Annotated in this window: 11 protein-coding genes and 1 tRNA gene; 6 read left to right on the top strand and 6 right to left on the bottom strand. The window is 42.9% G+C overall.

The features are described 5' to 3' along the window. Nucleotides 1-8: 8 nt before the first annotated feature. From cas1 to P150_RS0108445, 3 genes are all read right to left on the bottom strand, one after another. Complete coding sequence (gene cas1, locus P150_RS0108460; RefSeq protein ID WP_028897310.1) at nt 9-941, bottom strand: type II CRISPR-associated endonuclease Cas1; 933 nt, start codon at nt 939-941, stop codon at nt 9-11. Between the two features lie 8 nt (nt 942-949). Further along, entirely contained in the window at nt 950-5,410 is a 4,461-nt protein-coding gene (gene cas9 / locus P150_RS0108455) for a type II CRISPR RNA-guided endonuclease Cas9 (protein ID WP_028897309.1), read from the bottom strand. A 910-nt stretch (nt 5,411-6,320) separates the two neighbouring features. Further along, a tRNA-Asn gene (locus P150_RS0108445) sits at nt 6,321-6,394 on the bottom strand. Nucleotides 6,395-6,721: 327 nt separating this feature from the next. Between P150_RS0108445 and P150_RS0108440 the strand changes: the two genes are divergently transcribed. Together P150_RS0108440 and P150_RS0108435 are read left to right on the top strand one after the other, a co-directional pair. Continuing rightward, nucleotides 6,722-7,237, top strand: a complete 516-nt coding sequence (locus P150_RS0108440; RefSeq protein ID WP_231477589.1) for a HutD family protein — start codon at nt 6,722-6,724, stop codon at nt 7,235-7,237. A 227-nt stretch (nt 7,238-7,464) separates the two neighbouring features. Then, nucleotides 7,465-9,150: a S41 family peptidase gene (locus P150_RS0108435; RefSeq protein ID WP_028897306.1), complete on the top strand. Its 1,686-nt coding sequence runs from the start codon at nt 7,465-7,467 to the stop codon at nt 9,148-9,150. Between the two features lie 698 nt (nt 9,151-9,848). Here the strand turns inward: P150_RS0108435 and P150_RS0108425 are convergent. From P150_RS0108425 to P150_RS0108415, 3 genes are all read right to left on the bottom strand, one after another. After that, nucleotides 9,849-10,706 (bottom strand): DUF3298 and DUF4163 domain-containing protein, encoded by an 858-nt coding sequence (locus P150_RS0108425; RefSeq protein WP_028897305.1) that lies wholly within the window; start codon nt 10,704-10,706, stop codon nt 9,849-9,851. A 229-nt stretch (nt 10,707-10,935) separates the two neighbouring features. Next, nucleotides 10,936-11,415: a cytidine deaminase gene (gene cdd, locus P150_RS0108420; RefSeq protein WP_028897304.1), complete on the bottom strand. Its 480-nt coding sequence runs from the start codon at nt 11,413-11,415 to the stop codon at nt 10,936-10,938. A 49-nt stretch (nt 11,416-11,464) separates the two neighbouring features. Further along, a complete protein-coding gene (locus P150_RS0108415; protein ID WP_155952977.1) occupies nt 11,465-12,919 on the bottom strand; it encodes a right-handed parallel beta-helix repeat-containing protein in 1,455 nt (484 codons plus the stop codon). 280 nt (nt 12,920-13,199) lie between these two features. Between P150_RS0108415 and P150_RS16885 the strand changes: the two genes are divergently transcribed. The 4 genes from P150_RS16885 (at nt 13,200) to P150_RS0108390 (ending at nt 18,006) form a co-directional block, all read left to right on the top strand. Further along, on the top strand, nt 13,200-13,826 hold the full coding sequence (locus tag P150_RS16885) for a GLPGLI family protein (RefSeq protein WP_081819305.1): 627 nt from the start codon (nt 13,200-13,202) through the stop codon (nt 13,824-13,826). 200 nt (nt 13,827-14,026) lie between these two features. Then, complete coding sequence (locus P150_RS0108405) at nt 14,027-14,272, top strand: hypothetical protein (RefSeq protein ID WP_028897301.1); 246 nt, start codon at nt 14,027-14,029, stop codon at nt 14,270-14,272. 103 nt (nt 14,273-14,375) lie between these two features. After that, the gene (locus tag P150_RS16880) at nt 14,376-15,008 is read left to right on the top strand and encodes a GLPGLI family protein (protein WP_197018066.1); all 633 of its coding nucleotides are present in this window, start codon (nt 14,376-14,378) and stop codon (nt 15,006-15,008) included. A 376-nt stretch (nt 15,009-15,384) separates the two neighbouring features. Further along, a complete protein-coding gene (locus P150_RS0108390) occupies nt 15,385-18,006 on the top strand; it encodes a hypothetical protein (RefSeq protein WP_028897298.1) in 2,622 nt (873 codons plus the stop codon). Nucleotides 18,007-18,268 lie beyond the last annotated feature (262 nt).

Genomic DNA, 18,268 nt, shown 5'->3' with positions numbered 1-18,268 from the left:
CGTATTGTTTAAATTTCAGGATAGCTTATATTGCGTATTTCACCTGCGAAACATTTATACAATGACGCAGTAGTTTCTTGAGCAGCAATCATCAAAGGGCGTCGTTTACCTCCTAATTTAACGTCCATTGCAGGGATTCCCAACAGTTCCATCTTGATTTCTTTCGTCAGTTCACTACAATCATACACCCGGTCCATTATGCTTAATACCAACTGATCCACAAATGGGCGATACGGCTCCATTATATCATCGGCCAAACAATAGGCATTATATTTATTATGATGATGTATTCCCAATGTCGGCAACAGCCCACTGCCCACCAACGAACGAGCAACGACTGCCCTAAGTATGGCATATCCATAATTCAACAAATTATTGGGCGGCATTCCTTCCCTATCCCGCACAAAATCAGGAATATCCCTGAACAGGCTCTTCCAATAGTAAGCAGCAGCACGAGCCTCCAAATTTTCGCTATCGCCACTCCTTACATCCGTTGCCCATACTCGCATACAATTAGTTTCCTTATTGGTGGTAAGGCGCAGTACAGCCTCCTGATTGAGAATTTTCTGCCTGACAGTCTGCTGCCACAGTTGTTTTTTCAAAGGAAGCGAAGCATTTATCTGCTGTCTGAACCGTTCACTCTGCGTACTGTTTCCATCTAAAGGCAGCATCATCCCTACCGGCATACTCTTGGAATCGCACGTGATTACAGCACAATTATTATCCAGCAAGGCTTCCAACACACCAGTAGTAATCGTTATCCGTTTATGGTCGAGCACCACCACTCCGATATCTTCTATCGGAATGGTGCGCTCGGCTTCTTTCTTCAATTTTTCCGGATAGCCATCACTTGTTTCCACTTCGGGCAAACGCAAAACCAATTGTGCATTGCGCAAACTCAAATAGACGGGGGTCGTAAAACAAAGCGTTTTCTTTATCATAAGCCATACTATTTAATGATTTTACGAATATTGCCCAAACGATCAATTTCCAGTTTCCAACAGACAGTCTTAATCATTTCACCCGACAAGGCTCTACCTAATTTATTTTTAGCTTCAAATTCCACCTTTTCGAAAATAGGTTTGCTTATTCTATTAGGTAAGAAGAAGCAATCTTTTCCAGTTCCACTTACCACCTTATATATCCTACTCTTATCCATCCTACATTCATTCAAAGCTACCTCTTCCTCTGATGGCACATAAACCAAATCGTTAGGAGACAGATAGAATTTCAAAGGCACACCTTGATCATCAACCTCAGGAACAGGAGAAAGTCCCTGTTTCAAACGTTCTGCAACTTCGTTGAGTGGAACAGTATTATAGCTTCTTTCGCCTTTATCATTTTCATAAATAGCAAAATAAAGATTAGTACCCTTTTGAGCCTCAACGTACTTTTCTTTTTTATTACCTGTTTGACCTATTGGGAACTTGGCTCCCAATGGTTCAGACAGTCTCACTTTCATTATCGGCTGATGATACTTTCCATTATTATACAGCGAAATATTCTTATTCATCTCGGCAATCCCTTCGGGAGTAAAGGCCATTGCTGGATCATCGCCTTTTGATGCAAGATAATTGAGCAGAATCTTCTGAATACCCGTATCAGTGATAGATTCTATACGTTTCTTGTCAAAAGAAATATCAAGAGGCTTACGCGTAGCCACCATCGGCTCTTTTTCATCGCTATTCACCCATACGTCAATCTTTGAAACATATTGTCTATTCCAACGATAATTCAAGCTCTTAAAATGTGCCAACAATTGTTTCTTATTAAAGTTTTTTGCTATCAAACCATTAATGTACTTCCGTAACTCCTTATTACAAATAGAAGATATATTATCCAAAGCCTTTGAAAGAACGACAGTTTCTTTACGACGCAAATTCACACGTCCGAAAACGGTATCCTTATGCATAGGCTTTCTGATAGCCCACATATCCTCTCCCTTTTGCTTGCAAATTATCTTCTTTCCACTTTCATCATACTTTTCATAATAATTTGTCGCCTTGTTTATTACGCGCACATAATTCTTAAAACTAACGACTACGTCTTCCAGAGCTTTACGCACATCCTGCGTGAAAGTTTCCCAAGGCTTACGGATAATCCTGTTCTTATCGCAAAGCTTACGACGCAAATCTTCTCTTTTCTCTGGACTGTTTGCAGATTCATTATTCAGATAATTAATGATATTGCGCGACGCACACGCTATCACAAGCGCATCCATAGCGTGATGCCGATGGTCGATTCGCTTTTTATTGAATCCACGCTGCAATTCCAATGGCACAGAGGTCTGGAACACCCGCTTGCCATCTTTGTTTTCCCAGTGTCCGAACGCTTCCGTATCCGTAATCTGATTGAGTCTTTCAAAACGCTTATAGACTATGCTGTTCCAAACATCATTCAATCCCCAATCCTTCTTCAATCGGTCAGTGATTCCTCCCGTGCAAGAAATGACGAATTTAGACGTAGATTCCATTTCATCTTCTGTGCGAACTATATTTGAGAGCAGAGTTCTGACCACCTTGCTGATATATCTACTGTCGTTCATCTGACGATTCAAAAACTCATCAGGTATGTCTTCCAATAACAGATTCTTCTTTTTCCGTTTTGCCTCTTGAGCTGAATAATGCTCGGTTACGAACGCCTTATACTCATCTTCGTTGAAGACTTTCACATCGCCCAGCATCGTACAATGCACTATTTCTCCACCGTGGTTCTTTATAAACTCATATCCAAGCATATTGGATTTCAGTAAATTAACCTCAGACTCGCAAATAACCTTGTTGGAGAACGAATCATCGAAATATCTGCTCTGGGGAATAATATGCTCTATCTGATATGCCGAGGTAAACAACTTCGCCAACGAAATCTGCTTTCCCGTATATGGAGAACGATACTTCTGTTCCAACCACAGCTTATACTTTGTCAGCTCATTAGCCGTCGGCTGCGCCATTTGAGAAATCTTACTTATTTCATCAAACTGCTTATCCTCCTTGGTAAGTTCCAGCAACGCACCTTCTTCATAAATGCGCAATATTTCTTGCTGCATTGGAGAGAATGGACGAACATTTTCAATGCCGGCATCGTTCTTTAGCTCCATCAGCAAACTCTTGATGCGTAAATTGGTATTCTCATTCTTCAATATAGCTTGGGTGCGACTTGCACGCTGAGCCGATGTGCTTTTCATTTCTCGCCCCAATTCAATGTGAACTTCATCAATATGCCCCACTTCTTTCCAAATATCGTGAACCGTGCGCAAACTCTCAAGTATGCATTGCTCAACTATCGGATTGTGGAGAGAATGCTGCTTGAATCCGAACCTTACGTAATTCAGCAATTCTTCAGGAGTTTCCCAACGCTGAATCTCCGTAGCTTCAGAATGTCTTCCATAAACCACATAACAAGCCAGCCATTCCGGCAACCCCTGAAAATCAGATACACTTTCAAAGGAACGCATACCCTGCCCCATTCTGCTTCTGATCTTTTCATCTATATCGCCGTTTATGATGTCTTCTATCCGCTTTCTCGTGTCCACGCAGATATTGTCTTCATTCCAGTCATTGCCCATACGCATCACAGCCAACAGCTTCTTGATAGCTTTTTCAGAGTAAGCACCATATTCCTTTTTAAAAGGCTTAACTTTCAGGAATGAGTTTACAAAAGCCTCATCGTCTTTCAATTTCTGAAGTGCCGTTTCAGCCTCACTCTTCGCTTCTACGGAATAAAGCAAATGCCAAAGCCGATACTCCAGTCTCTTGTCGGCCAACCACTCTTTGTCTATACCTGCCCTCTGCAATGCCACCAACAATTCGTGGCGAGTCTCGTTGCAAGGATATTTCTTGGACGTGTCTTCAATGTAGTTCCAACGAATCGGATACACTTTATCATTGCCCATCTTCTCTTTCTTCAGCTTAAAGAAGTCTTTCAGCAATGTTTCCTGATTGATATCATTGCGGTCGTTCAAATATGCAAACAAGCGAGCATAGGCTTCCTTCGATGGCAAATACTCTTCCGTAACTTCCTTATCATCCGTCCGGTCGAATAAACGCAAGTTAATAATGAATTGCCACAAACGGAATTCCTGAAAATATGGATTGGATTTGGCAATACACTTGATAGTCTGGCGCTTTATTTCTCCACTTTCCTTATCAACGTACTCATAATATTCATAAGGGCAATCAGCAATCAAAGATTTCTTGCTTTTCAACGGACGTTGGTAGAACAACAAATCATCAAGAAGAAGGTACGACATATCTTTCTTCAACAAACTTTGCTGATGGGGCAAATTTCCCTTATAGAGTTCTTCCGCACAAGCAGCCAGCATTGTGCCGTCTCTTAATTCTTCGTGATACTTACTTTGAGCCGTAAGAATAGCACGCAGTTCGTCCTTGTAATAGCGGCGTTCAATAGTTCTCACAAACTTACCTCTGATTTTATCAGAAGGATTATCAAGAATATGGTCGTAGATAAAAGCACCAACTGTCTTTCCCGACTTTTCCAATTGCCCTTCCGTTTGTTTCTTCAGCAATCCCCAGTCATCTTCCTTGGGTGCTCTAAACGAACGTTTCACATTTCCCTCTTTATCGGTTTTCAAGGTTATACCATCCTTCTCGTATTCAGTAGTAACAATGAATTGTTTGGTTTTACCTACCCAATTATCAAGCGAGATCTTACTGCTGCGACGATATATCCATCCATTTTCCAGATGTACATTGTACCACGTGTCCTTACCTTTATTATTCTCATCAGCCTCTACACTGACAACTTTAAGTTCGTAATATTCTTCTTTCTTCGTTGGATTTTCTTCATCTTCTTCTCCACGTAATTGATAGTAACCACGCTTCTGATTAAAATTAAGCAATATCCAAGCTAATTCTTCCTTTGTTATAGCTTGTGTAAGTGCTTTTTTTCGCAAATAATAGATAGTCCAGTCTAATGGCACCCTCCTTCCATTGGCAATAAGATGAGGTTGGCATCGTGCAAAGTCCGCCATCATTTCACAGAACGAATCCATAAACAGGAAACGCATACTTCCGTCCTCCTGTTGCTCCCACGCCAACTTGGGTTCAGCGTGGTCAAGAAACTTACCATAGGTTGTCGGCCTGTTCCTGTCCCATCCTATTGCCGAATCATAATGCTTTGGCAGAAACCCTAAAGTGTGCAACACTCTGTGCAGGCGTTCGCGCCGTTGAAGATTACGCTCACGAATTCTTCTCACTCCACGGAATCCCGTACGAACAGCAGTCTGTGATTCAGTAACTCCACTATCAAACTTACCCAACACATCCTGACTCATAGGAATAATTCTGCTTCCCAATTTAATTTTCTGCACGAATTTCCCTTCATCATCAACAAAGACTACGGCCCAACCAATACTATTGGTTCCCAAGTCTAATCCTAAGATTGTTTTCATTTTTTCATCTTTTTCTTCGTTTTTATTTGGAAGTAGATTATTAAATTGTTATATTTGCAACATATTTTCAAGCAAATCACAATAAGGATCATTCCGTTGTGAAAACATTCAAGGTGGGGCAACTCACCTTTTTTGTTTTTATATGGTCTGCTTTTCCAAAATGTTACTTATCAATTTAAATTTTTAGTCGAAAGCAAATATACGCAAACTTTTCTGTATTGTCAAGCCGAAGACGAAAAAAGAGTGGAGAAAGATTATCATAAGGTGAGAAAGACTTAAAAGAGGAAAATCAATCAAACGCGTCCCCAATTCAATTTTGTAAAATCTGATTACCAAAAAACGTGCATATTTTTTCAGCAATTTAGAGAATTGTCAGGAGTGTTTTCACTATTGAGAAGCTGTTTTCAAAGTATCAGGATGCAAAAGTCCGAAGATTGCTACACGTTTTTGCGAAGATTGGTGCGCATTTCTGCGAAGATTGCATTACGGTCTTCGCAGGAAAGCAAAGCAAAAATGCGATGAAAAGGAAGAAAATAAGGCTGTTAAGTTAGAATTATTGCTCTTTTTAAGAACTAATCCGAAGGACTTATTATGCACAAAAAGAGAACAGAGAAGACGATTCTCTGATATTCAAAACATTATGAATGCACACGCAAAACTCGCATATTTGAAAAATAAAAATATTTATTTCAAAATACACGAATTATACAAGCCGTTTTGTAAATTTTATTCGCAATGCAAAGAATATTATAATTCTCATCAACACTGAGAAATGACTTTATTTACAGTATTTTTTCATTTCTATGGTACTTAAAAACATAGATTAATTAAATGTATTATTCGGCTATATAGTTTGTAGAAGTAAAGTATATAAAACAAAAAAGAGACAACCATAAGTTGTCTCTTTGTGCGCTCCAGGATGGGCTTGAACCAACGACCCCCTGATTAACAGTCAGGTGCTCTAACCAACTGAGCTACTGAAGCAGGTTTTGCTTATTTCTTTTAAGCGAGTGCAAAGGTATAGCGTTTTTTTGAAACCACCAAATTTTTTACAAAAAAAATGAACTGAAAGATGTAAAAAAGTTCTTTGCAAGGAAGATGAAGGGAAAAGAGAAAGGATTATGATATGGCTGTCTATGGTTTCTGATACAAAGACAGGTGTTCGAGAACAAATAGTATAAGCTATTATTATTCAGAGCAAAAGAAATTAAAGAGGCAACCTGAAGCAGGGGTTTTGAACATTAAAATACAGAAAAGGGGGTATTGTATCAGAAAAAATGATTACTTTTGGGGCAATAATCGAAAAATCTAATGATGATGGAAATAATCAGGCAAGAGAACTACAAGGTTACGGAATGGAAAGGGGGCGTCACACGCGAGATACTGATACAACCACAAGGCAGCAGTTTAGTCGAACGCAATTTCGACCTACGCATTTCCTCGGCAGTAATTGAGTCTCCGGAAAGCACTTTCAGCGATTTCACCGGTTACAGGCGTTGTCTGCTTCCAGTAGATGGAGACATCACGCTCTTCCGAGACAGCGAACGCATCAGCCTGAAATGGAATGAACCTTTCTTCTTTGACGGCAGCGATAAAATACGTTCGACAAATACTCAGGGGGCTATCGACTTCAATGTGATTTACCGTGAAGGCACGAATGTGAAAGTATCTGTTGTTTCTGGCGAAATAGTAATCAATACGCGTTCGCTGATATTTGCATTGGAAGCTTTGCAAATGGGCAAGGCGACGCTCCAACCCTACGACAGCGTGCTGATTGATTCCCAAACAAACTGCTTTGGACGAGCCATCGTCGTGTCGTTCGCATAGCTGTGTTTTGATAGATTCAATAGATTCGGACGCTGCTTTTTTAGCTTACTTTCAGACTAAGCTACCTTAGTCTGTTTGCTTCTGTTGTTCTAATTTTTTGTAAATTTACCGACATTCTCCGTCTTATTCCATTATATTAATGTACTTTTGCATTATTCTGGCTTCGTAAGCAATGCGCTTTCGGAAGTCGTGATACGCAAACATATACTATATAATAAAGAATTATGATGAAGAAGATACTCCTCTTTGTTGGTTTGCTGATGGCTGCCGTTGGCGCAAATGCACAGACGGAAGCCAAGACTGATAAGGATCATAACTACAAGGTGGCAAAGAATCTCGAGACGTTCACGGCTATCTACAAATATCTTGATATGATGTATGTAGACACACTCGATGCCGATGAGGTGGTGGGATACGGAATCAATGCAATGCTGCATTCGCTTGATCCCTATACGGTGTATTATCCTGAAGAGAAGGTAAAAGACCTTAATATGATGATTTCGGGAAAATATGCAGGTATCGGTGCGCTCATCCGCTACAATCTTGTACTCGACAACGTGGTAATCGACGAACCCTACGAGAATATGCCGGCTGCCGAAGCGGGCTTGAAGAAGGGCGACGTGATTCTGTCCATCGACGATTCCACGATGATAAAGAAATCCGTGAGCTATGTCAGCGAGCATCTTCGGGGCGACGCGGGCACTACTTTCATTCTGAAAGTCAAGCGTCCGATGACGGGCAAGACGATGAAGTTCAAGATTACACGCAAAGCCATTCAGCTTCCGGCTGTACCTTATTATGGTTTACAGGCGAACGGCATCGGCTATCTTAATCTGAACTCCTTCACTACCGACTGTTCCAAGGATGTGCGCCGTGCTTTCCTCGAAATGAAGAAGCAGGGAATGGCGGCGCTCGTGCTGGACTTGCGCAACAATGTCGGCGGCAGTCTTCAGGAAGCCATCAACATCGTGAATATGTTTGTGCCCAAAGGACTCACGTTGGTAAAGACAATCGGTAAGCTCGAACGTGCCAACCGCGAATATAAGACTACCGTCGAACCCATCGACACCGTGATGCCGATTGTGGTGCTCGTGAATGGCGAAACAGCAAGCGCGAGCGAAATTACCGGCGGCAGCTTGCAGGATCTCGACCGTGCCGTGGTTCTTGGCACACGTACCTATGGAAAAGGACTGGTTCAGGCTCCGATGGATCTCCCCTACAACGGCAATCTCAAGCTGACTACAAGCAAATACTACATTCCGAGCGGCCGTTGCATTCAGGCCATCAACTATAAGCACAAAAACGGCGGCTATATGGAGCACGTGCCGGACTCTCTGACGAAGGTTTTCCACACAGCCAACGGGCGTGAGGTACGCGACGGTGGTGGCATAAAGCCCGACATAGAGGTGCTGCCCGACTCCTTGCCAAACATTGCATTCTATCTCGCTTCCACCGGTCGCGACTCTACGGAAGTGATGCTTAATTGGGAACTGGAATACTTGAAGAATCATCCTACGATTGTCCCTGCAAAGGACTTTATGATTTCGGACGCCGACTTTGAGAGCTTCAAGCAGGCAGTGCTCAAGAGTGGTTTCAAATACGACCGTGAGAGCAGAAAATATATGGAAAATCTCGTAAAACTGGCTAAATTTGAAGGCTATTACGACGATGCAAAGGCTGAATTTGATGCGTTGAACGCAAAACTAAACCACAATTTGGCGCACGACCTCGATTATAATAAGGAAATGCTCAAGCAAGTGATTACTGCCGACCTCGTTTCGGCCTATTATTTTCAGCGGGGCACCATCGAAAACAGCCTCCAGTTCGACAAGCAGTACAAGGAGGCCGTCAGATTATTGGGCAATCAAAGCGAATACAGAAAACTCCTGACACCTGTGAGCAAGGAGAAATAATTAAAACCGAATATAGAAAAAAGAAGGTATGGTAAACATTTGGTTTATCATACCTTTTTTCTTGCTAACAATAGAAGTTATGGGTTCTCGCAGATGGCGCAAATCACGCTGATGAATCGTTGGCGGATAATGGATAATTGAGTTTGAAAAAGAGTTTTGAAAAGTATTGAGAGTGCGAATAAAATTTACAAAATGGCTTGTATAACTCGCGTATTTTGAAATAAATATTTTTATTTTTCAAATATGCGAGTTTTGCGTGTGCATTCCTAATGTTTTGAGTATCAGAAATTCGGCTCTTTTATTCTCTTTTTGTGCATAGAAAACCTTTCGGAAGACTTCCGAAAAAGAGCAATAAATCTTACTTAACAGCCTTATTTTATCCCTTTTCATCGCATTTTTGCTTTGCTTTTCTGCGAAGAACGTAATGCAATCTTCGCAGAAATGCGCACTAATCTTCGCAAAAACGTGTAGCAGTCTTCGGACTTTTGAAATCTAATGCTCTGAAAATCGGTTTTCAATGGTGGAAATATCGCTGAGAAATCTCTATTTTGCAGAAAAAATATGTGCGTTTTTTGGTAATCAAACTTTACAAATATGAAATGGAGAGACGTTTGATAACGTATCAGAGTGTGGGAAAAGAGAACGAGAAAAGCAATCTGTAAGAAACCAGTTGCTGTTTCCAGTAACTCACTTCTCGACTACTCGCGATTCAGAATCTTGGAGACAATTTGCTTTCCTTCGCTCGTCAGATAAGGGAATATCGTTTCGTACGGAACAACGAAATTGGGCATTCCGATTGCATAAGCTCCGATTTCGTACTGTCCGTAAAGAAATGTCAGTCCTCCCTTCGTGAAATAAGGCTTACAAAACGGCAAAGGAATAATACCATCCTCTACAAACAGCGACTCTATAATCTCTTCTTCGGTCATTTCCACTTCGGATTCTTGGAAGTATTCCACAATTCCTTTGCGTAGAATGGGCTGCAATTCCGTCAGTTTCAGATTATCCACAACGTAGCCAACCAACTTTCCGCTCGGCTTCAGAAAGGTAACACCATCCATACCTGTAATGCCGTGCGCGCCTCCGAGATACTCATAATAACGGTTGGTATAAGTAACGAAGTCCTCCGTTTCGCAGACTTTCCTCAGCATCACATCCGTTTCGTACATCATTGACTTCACGTAGTCTTCATTGGGATCGTCCACGGATGCTGCAAACTCCTTATACATATCGTCGAGAGATGCGTGAATACGTTTTGCACGGAGCCCGACTGCCTCCCTACTTACGGGCAGAGGCTTCAAAACAACACTTTCATCCCATCCTCTGGATAATTCATTTAGAATATATTTCTCGATGGAATCGCGCAAAATCGCCGGTCCACTTACAGGATAATCCACGTAGACAACGGCGTGAGCATTGTCTGTCATTACAATTTTCTCTACTGAATCCACACGGATTGTATCGTCTGCTACCGTCTGCCGTGCAGCTATGCAGCTATCGGTTGCCATTGTTGAAAACATCAGAAACAATGCACAGAAAAGAAACTTCATATTCATACGCAATAATATTGTTTTTCGCAAAAGTAATCGTTTCTTTCATTCCCCACAACTATTTAACTTTATTTGTTTCAGAAAGCTCTGAAGGAACAGCCTCAACCATTGGAAAGCAAATCAAGCCAACGCCATAAACAAGAAAATCCGGCACGTGTGCATCAAACAGGTCGTTCCTGTCAGACGCACACGTGCCGGATTCATTTCGCTTGAACCGAAAAGCAAAAGCCGTTTCCTATTTCATTGACTCCCCTACAAACTGCAAGGGGAGCAAATCCTTGATAGTATTCACCACATAAACTCCGTCGGTGCCATAGAGAAGCACGCGAACCGGCCGTTTGTACCTGTCCTCAATCTCCAATACTACCTGCCTGCAAGAACCACAGGGAACGATTGGCTCGCGCATCAATCCCCCACCGTTACGGGCAGCAATCGCCAAAGTGGTAATCGGCTGTTCGGGTTGCGTGGACTGGGCTGCGAAAATAGCAGAGCGTTCGGCGCATAATCCCGATGGATACGCCGCATTTTCCTGATTCGCTCCCATTACAACGTCGCCATTTTCGAGCAGCAACGCCGCCCCAACTGCGAAGTGGCTGTAAGGAGAGTAGCTGTTCTTCGTAGCCTGAATGGCCACTTCAACTAATTTCCGTTCCTCTTCTGAAAGTTCTTCTATCTGACAGAAACCAATTTTTATACTTAAATCTATCGTCTTCATAGTGTTCTATAATTTGTCGAGGTTTGTTTATTCAAAATAGAGAGTTTGTTTATTCAAAAAATTCGTAGCAGCCAATATCGGGCGTATTCGTCCTTGCTTTTCCGTCTCTGTCCGTAGCACTGGTGCCATTGCCCAATACATATCCGGCATCGCGCGCCTTCGACTTGTCCCGTAGATGGAAGTCGTAGGATTGCTTTTCGGCATCTATCCTTACGAAATGCTTTTCGCCGAATTGCACGGTGTCTTTAACGTCTTCCCAAATCACGTCTTTATAGATGTTGGCATCGATTTCCTTGGGTGCGCCTGTACGGAGAATGCTGTGATCGAACTTGTAATTTTTCACGGTTTCATCGGAGAATGAACCCATAATCACGTTATCGGAATAGCCCGTAATGAGCGTGTTCAAGACATCAAACTGATGTAATGGATAGACATTATCCCCTTTCTTGTCGCCAAATCTAAGGGCTGCGCCACGATTGCCGTCGAAAGGATAGAACTGGGCGAGCGTGCAATGGCTCAAAATGGTGTATCCACCGAAGAATGCAGCACAGTCGTTCAGGGTATTGGTAAGCTGCGAATTGCTCACGTCCACCCTGCTGTTGGTCGCCAACAAGCCGTAGCCCTGACAGTTATGCACGATGCTGTGCTTCAGCGTTAGCGTGGTTCGGCTCACATCCGATGAATCGCACACAATGCCGTTATACGCCGAATGAATATCAGCAAAGGCTATTTCGTTCTCATAGCTCGTTTCGTGGAAACGAATGCCTCGCCATTGCCCGCTCACACGGTCGTAAGGCAGATAGTCGAACATCCAATCAAGGCGGTCGCCTCTGAAAACAACGTTTTCATCGGGCGTACCATCCACTTTCAATCGTCCGTGCACATCAACTCCGGCTGAATTGGAAAAGTAGATAACTGTGCCTGCGCCGATGGTCAGAGTAGCTCCTTCCTTCACCGTAATCCCTCCTTGAATCACGATGGGCTTCGTGCTTTGTATGGTGGAATCGCTGGAAACAACCACCTCTTTCAGCAGTTCCGCATCCCAACTATACGCATTCAGGTTTACCTTTTGCTGAACGCCACTTTCCAACGTAAATATCAAATTATCCTCGATCAGCGTCGGATCCACATTACCATTCGCGGGAGAGGTCAGCTCCACAAACACACGAATGCTGTCCTTGTCGCGCACTTCGAGTCCGTTTACCTGATAGCCGCTCGCCTGACCGAGATAAATGCCATCTACATTTACCCTGAATCCAGTCTGATTGCCCTGTTCCAGACGCACATTTGAGAGCCGAATGCCATCGCCCGAACGGTTGTAGACCCAGAAAGTCTTCGTAGGTGTAGGCACTTTAGAGAAAGTAGTGTCGAGCCGTAACGTGTCGGTGGAAAACGTAAGCACGCTCGACGTGGACGTAGTGAAACTATCATCGTCTGAACAGGCTGCCACAAACACGGCTGCCATTGCGAACAAGAATATTGCAAATCTATTAAATACATTCATACTATGAAATAACGAAGCGGCATTTAATTTATTGTCTTTCCCTGTTTTCATATTCATCACAATTCGGCATAAGCTGTTTTAACCCCGAATACGATTCCAATTCAGAGGGAGTGTGTGGCAAGAGAATGAACTTACGAATACATTTCAAGAGGGGAAACAAATCTCTTGAAAGGTTAAAATTTGACAAAAACACTTCGCACTTGGTATAAAAATCATACGAAAAACATAAATTTGTAAAACTTAAATCGAACAACAATCATAAAAAACAAATCAAGACAAGATGAAACATTTATCAGTTACAATACTTTTCTTACTGATGTGCAATTTTCTGTTTGCACAATCACAAACAGAAAAAGGAGTTAAATTAACCTATCTCCGTACTCTGTTAGCTGATTATGCAGCGCAAGACCGTCCAGAGTGGGAAGACGACAAGATGGTTTACGACACTTACTACAAAGACGGCGTTGTGGTAACAGTGGAAAACACGGAAAAATCAGAGCCAACTATAAAAATAGAAGGCTTAGAGTTGTACAGAAAGATAGATTTCATCAACAATACTACCACCTATCAGCCCATACATCTTAACACTCTATATTTGATAAAGGACGATTTGCCTCCGATAGAATGGGAGATAACAGACGAGAGCAAGCAGATAGGAGGATGGAACTGCACAAGAGCCATCAGGAAAGACAACAAGAGAATAGAGGCTTGGTTTACCACCGATTTGCCTTTTACCTGCGGACCATACGACTGCTATGGGCTGCCGGGACTTGTAGTAAGCTACAAACGCTATATATTTCTTTTCACTTTACAGGAAATAAACACTATGAACGAAGAACTTCCGGAAGAGCCCAAGACTGGAAAAATTGTGTCCAGAGCCAAATATGAAAAGATAGAAAAGCATTAGACTTCTGCACTCATTATCCAAAATCAAGTACCATACTATGGCAATTCATTCAATTTAACAAACCTAAAGTTTACAAAATTCCTCTCCAAAAAGGTTAAACATTGCAAAAAAAATAATTAAAATGATAGTAATTAAATATGAAATTATAAATTTGCAACACCTACAAATTAAATTATAACAACTTAAAAAACTTAAACAAAATGAAAAAATTAGTTGTCCTTTTTGCAGCATTAGCCTTGCAGTTTGGTTATGCTACACAAGTTCAAGCAGAAACACGTACTCTCACTTTTATAGAGGAAGTTAGAAATGATGATGGTTCCGTTACCAAAACAACGACAGTCGTTACTTATGAAAACGGCAAGAAAGTTTCAGAAAAAACGACAACAACAACAACGGTAACATTGAAGGTTTTCACAGAACCAGAGTTAGCATCAAGAGGAAATTAAATTGACTATGCCGTCGTTTCAATTGCTTTTATTATATTTTTCAAAAAAGCAATGAAATGACGGCATTTTCATTACTCTAAAAGAAAACTTAATGCCATTAACGATGAAACATTTATCATTCACAATACTTTTTCTTCTGATGTGCAACTGCCTGTTGGCACAATCACAAACAGAAAAAGGAGTTAAACTAACCTATTTCCGCACTCCGTTAGGATTAACAGAGTTTGAACAGCAAAACCATCCTGAGGCGATAAATGACAAGGTGGTTTACGACACTTACTATAAAGATGGTGTGGTGGTAATGGTAGAAAACACGGCAAAGTCTCAGCATATTATGAAAACAAACGGCTTTGAGGTGTACAGAAAGATAGATTTCATCAATAATACTACCACTTATCAGCCCGTGTATAATGACACTTTATACCTGATAAAGGATGACCTGCCTGCAATGGAATGGGAGATAACAGACGAGAGCAAGGTAATAGGAGGATGGAACTGCACAAAAGCCATCAGAAAAGACAACAAAGGAATGGAAGCCTGGTTTACCACCGATTTGCCTTTCACCTGTGGACCGTACGACTGCTATGGACTGCCGGGGCTTGTGGTAAGCTACAAACGTTATTTTTTCCTCTTTACCTTGCAGGAAATAAACGCTATGGACGACAAGCTCCCCGAAGAGCTCAAGGGCGGAACGGCTGTGTCGAGAGCTGAATACAAAGAAATCAGAAAGCATTAGGCATCTTGCCCTACACGCCAATAGAGACAGCGTATGACAGGAAATCGCAAAACGCATCCTCAACATACGTTCTCTCCATTGGCGAGCTTCCTTTTGCCTATTTGGCTCTTCTGCCCGAGATTTTCGCTCATTGGTTCAACGGAATTTGCATCATACAAACTCATCAGAACGAGAGATGATTACGAACAGACAAGACACGATTTGCAAATGACCGAAAAACGCAGCGCAATCTTCGCACGTTTGCAGCGCGTTTTTGCGAAGAATGGAATGCAATCTTCGCACGTTTGAAAACAGATGTTTTATCCATTGATTTCCAATAACTTACAAACCACTTGCATTCAGATGCAGAACGGAACGAACGAAACCTGAAAAAGATATGAAAAACAAGATTCTGAATATATTGACCACGGTGCTGCTGCTCTTCTTCAGTACTGAAATGGCTGCCCAACACACGATAAAAGGACAAGTAAGGTCGCTCGTGGGCAAAGAAATAACGGCGGCAACCATCAATGCCTTCAGCGACAGCACGTGCAAGAAGCTGACAAGCTACGCCATATCTAAACAGAAAGGACTCTTTGAACTGAAAGTAAAGCAGTTTCCCGTATGGGTTTCGGCAAGCAGCATCGGCTACAAGAAAGAAGTTCTAAGGGTGGATTCCGTTCCGGAAATGCTCCAAATAGTCTTGGAAGACGAGACGCACACACTGAGCGAAGTAATCGTGAAGCAACGGTACACGGGCGTGAAAGTCGTGGGCGACACCGTGAAGTTCAACACCAACTTCTTCAAGAACGGCACGGAAATGACGGTGGCGGACGTGCTGAGGAAACTCCCGGGTGTAAACGTGGACGGAAACGGAGCCGTGGCATACGAGGGGAAAAGAGTGGATTATCTGCTCGTGGACGGAAAAGACCTCTTCTCGAAAGAAAATTCGGGCATTGCCGTTAAGAATATGAATGCGGCACTGATGACGGGGGCTGAAATATGGAAGAACTACCAATCGGACAAGCTCAGCGACGAACTGAAAAACATAAAGACGGTGGCCATCAACATAAAGACGGCACAGAAGATAAAGATAACCGGCAACCTTTCTGCCGGCGGCGGCATCAAGAACAAGGCAGACGGAAAGGCTTCGCTCATTTCGCTCTACGACAAACTCTCGGGCACGGCATTGCTCTCGGGCAACAATCTCGGGCACGAGGTAATCTCCTATATGGACTATCTCAACTACATTACTACTGCCATGAACGTGGGCAACGGCGTAATGATGAGAGAACTCAACGAAACGGAATCGATGATGCAGAGCATTCCCGACGGCGCAGTGAAGAACAAGGCGGGCATCGTGGCAGTAAGCACGAAACACGTGCCCAACAAGAAGTTCACTCTGGAGAGCAGCGTACTCTACACGGCAAAGAGCGTGAGCGACAGAAGTTCGTCCATAGAGTCGTATCTGGACAGCAACAACACCGTGAACAAAGCCTTTGAGAACAACAAGCGCAGCAGATTCCTGAACATAAAGCTATCGGAAACTTGGCGGCCGAACAGGAAACTGGAAATCGTGAACATATCGAAATTCAGCCTTCTGGACGGCGACAACGTGCAGAAGCTGTCGAGCGACGAGGTAAAGGATTACAACCAGTCTACCTCTGAAGCCTACAAGAACTTCCGACTGAGCAACTTCCTTATGGCAACAAAGAAATTAGGGAAAGGCTTCCTCAACGGAAAGGTAAATCTGGAACTGGTGCGCGGCAACAATGATATGGATCTGAACACCAACGAAGCCCTGCTTCCGAGAACCTATCTGCCCGGAACGGACGACCTCTACGGCTACCGACTGATGACGAACACCAAGGACCTGAACCTGAAAATCAATTCGGAAATAGCCTATAAGCTCAATATCAGCAGAATGTTTACCTTCAACACACGAGTGGGCTACAACTACCTGAAGTATGAATACAAATACGGCGAGCCACGCATTGAGCAGAAGGAATACGTTGATTTCAATGAAATTCAGAGTCAGGTGTCGCTCACGAGCCATATAAGGAAACTGGACATATCGCTCGAATCGGCGTTCAACCTGCACAACTGGCAGACGAATACGGCACTGGGAGGCAACCACAAGTTCTATATTCTGCCCTCGCTGAGCCTCAAGTACAAATTTACCCAGATGCACGATATTGAGTTTAAGGTATCGAAAGCAGTCAGAAGAGTGCCTTTCTCGCAGATTACCTCCCTCCCGATTATCTCCCGATACAATATTCTGTCGGGCAATACGGAGATTAAAAATCCTTATACCGAGGACATTGCCTACGATTTCAGCTACCATCTCTTCAATCCCCAAACTTCGTTGGGCATCTATGCGGGGTATAACAGAACGTCGGAATCGCCGGCTATATTCAGCATCAGAAAGGATAACTACTACATCAGCAGCTATAAAGCAGGAGGGCCGTCGGACTCTTTCCACGGAGGTGCCTACCTGCAACAGCAGTTGCCGTTCGCTCCCATCGACTTCAGTGCGAACCTGTCGGCTCATAAGTTCACTTCGCAGATGTTCATAGACGACATTCTCAAGGAAAGCAAGAACACTTATTTCTCTGTGGGGGGCGGCCTGTCGTCGAGATTCAAGAGAAGATGGAACTTCGAGCTGGAATATGGCTACAAAACCAACCACCACAAGGTGGAGAACAGCCACATCGACTTCTCTTCCAACACGTGGAGCATCAGGGAAAAGATTCTCTACGCCCACAAGCAGCTCACCGGAAACGTGAGACTGGGCTACTGGAAGACGAGTTCGCAGATTTTCAAGAACGACCTGTGGGACTTGGGATTCGATATCCGTTATAAAATCAAGAAGATTCAACTGTTCGTTTCCGGCGAGAATCTCCTGAAGCTGAACGGCTACGATATGACCAACGTTAGTTTTTCGTCCTTCTATTCATCGCAGACCATCTACCGGAAAATGCCCGGACACCTTCTGCTCGGCCTTTCCTATCAGTTCTAAACTCTCTCCTTTCTCATCCTATTGCTGCTATCCGACCACGCAAACATCACTTGAATGCAAAGCGTGTGTCGGATAGTTCGGTTCGGGAATAAGTCCAAATCAAGGGATATAAGACTTCTCTGAAAAGCAGTTGGCTTTTCAGAGGGCTTTATCTCTCACTGATTTCACAAACTCACAGATATCTTTTTTACCACAGAGAATGCAGAAGCATTCAAGGAACGCACAGATTTCTCTGCACAAACGTCTATTGCAGACTAATTGT

The organism is Prevotella sp. HUN102 (assembly GCF_000688375.1).
Taxonomy (GTDB): Bacteria; Bacteroidota; Bacteroidia; order Bacteroidales; family Bacteroidaceae; genus Prevotella.
This window is presented reverse-complemented; position numbering and strand designations above follow the sequence as displayed.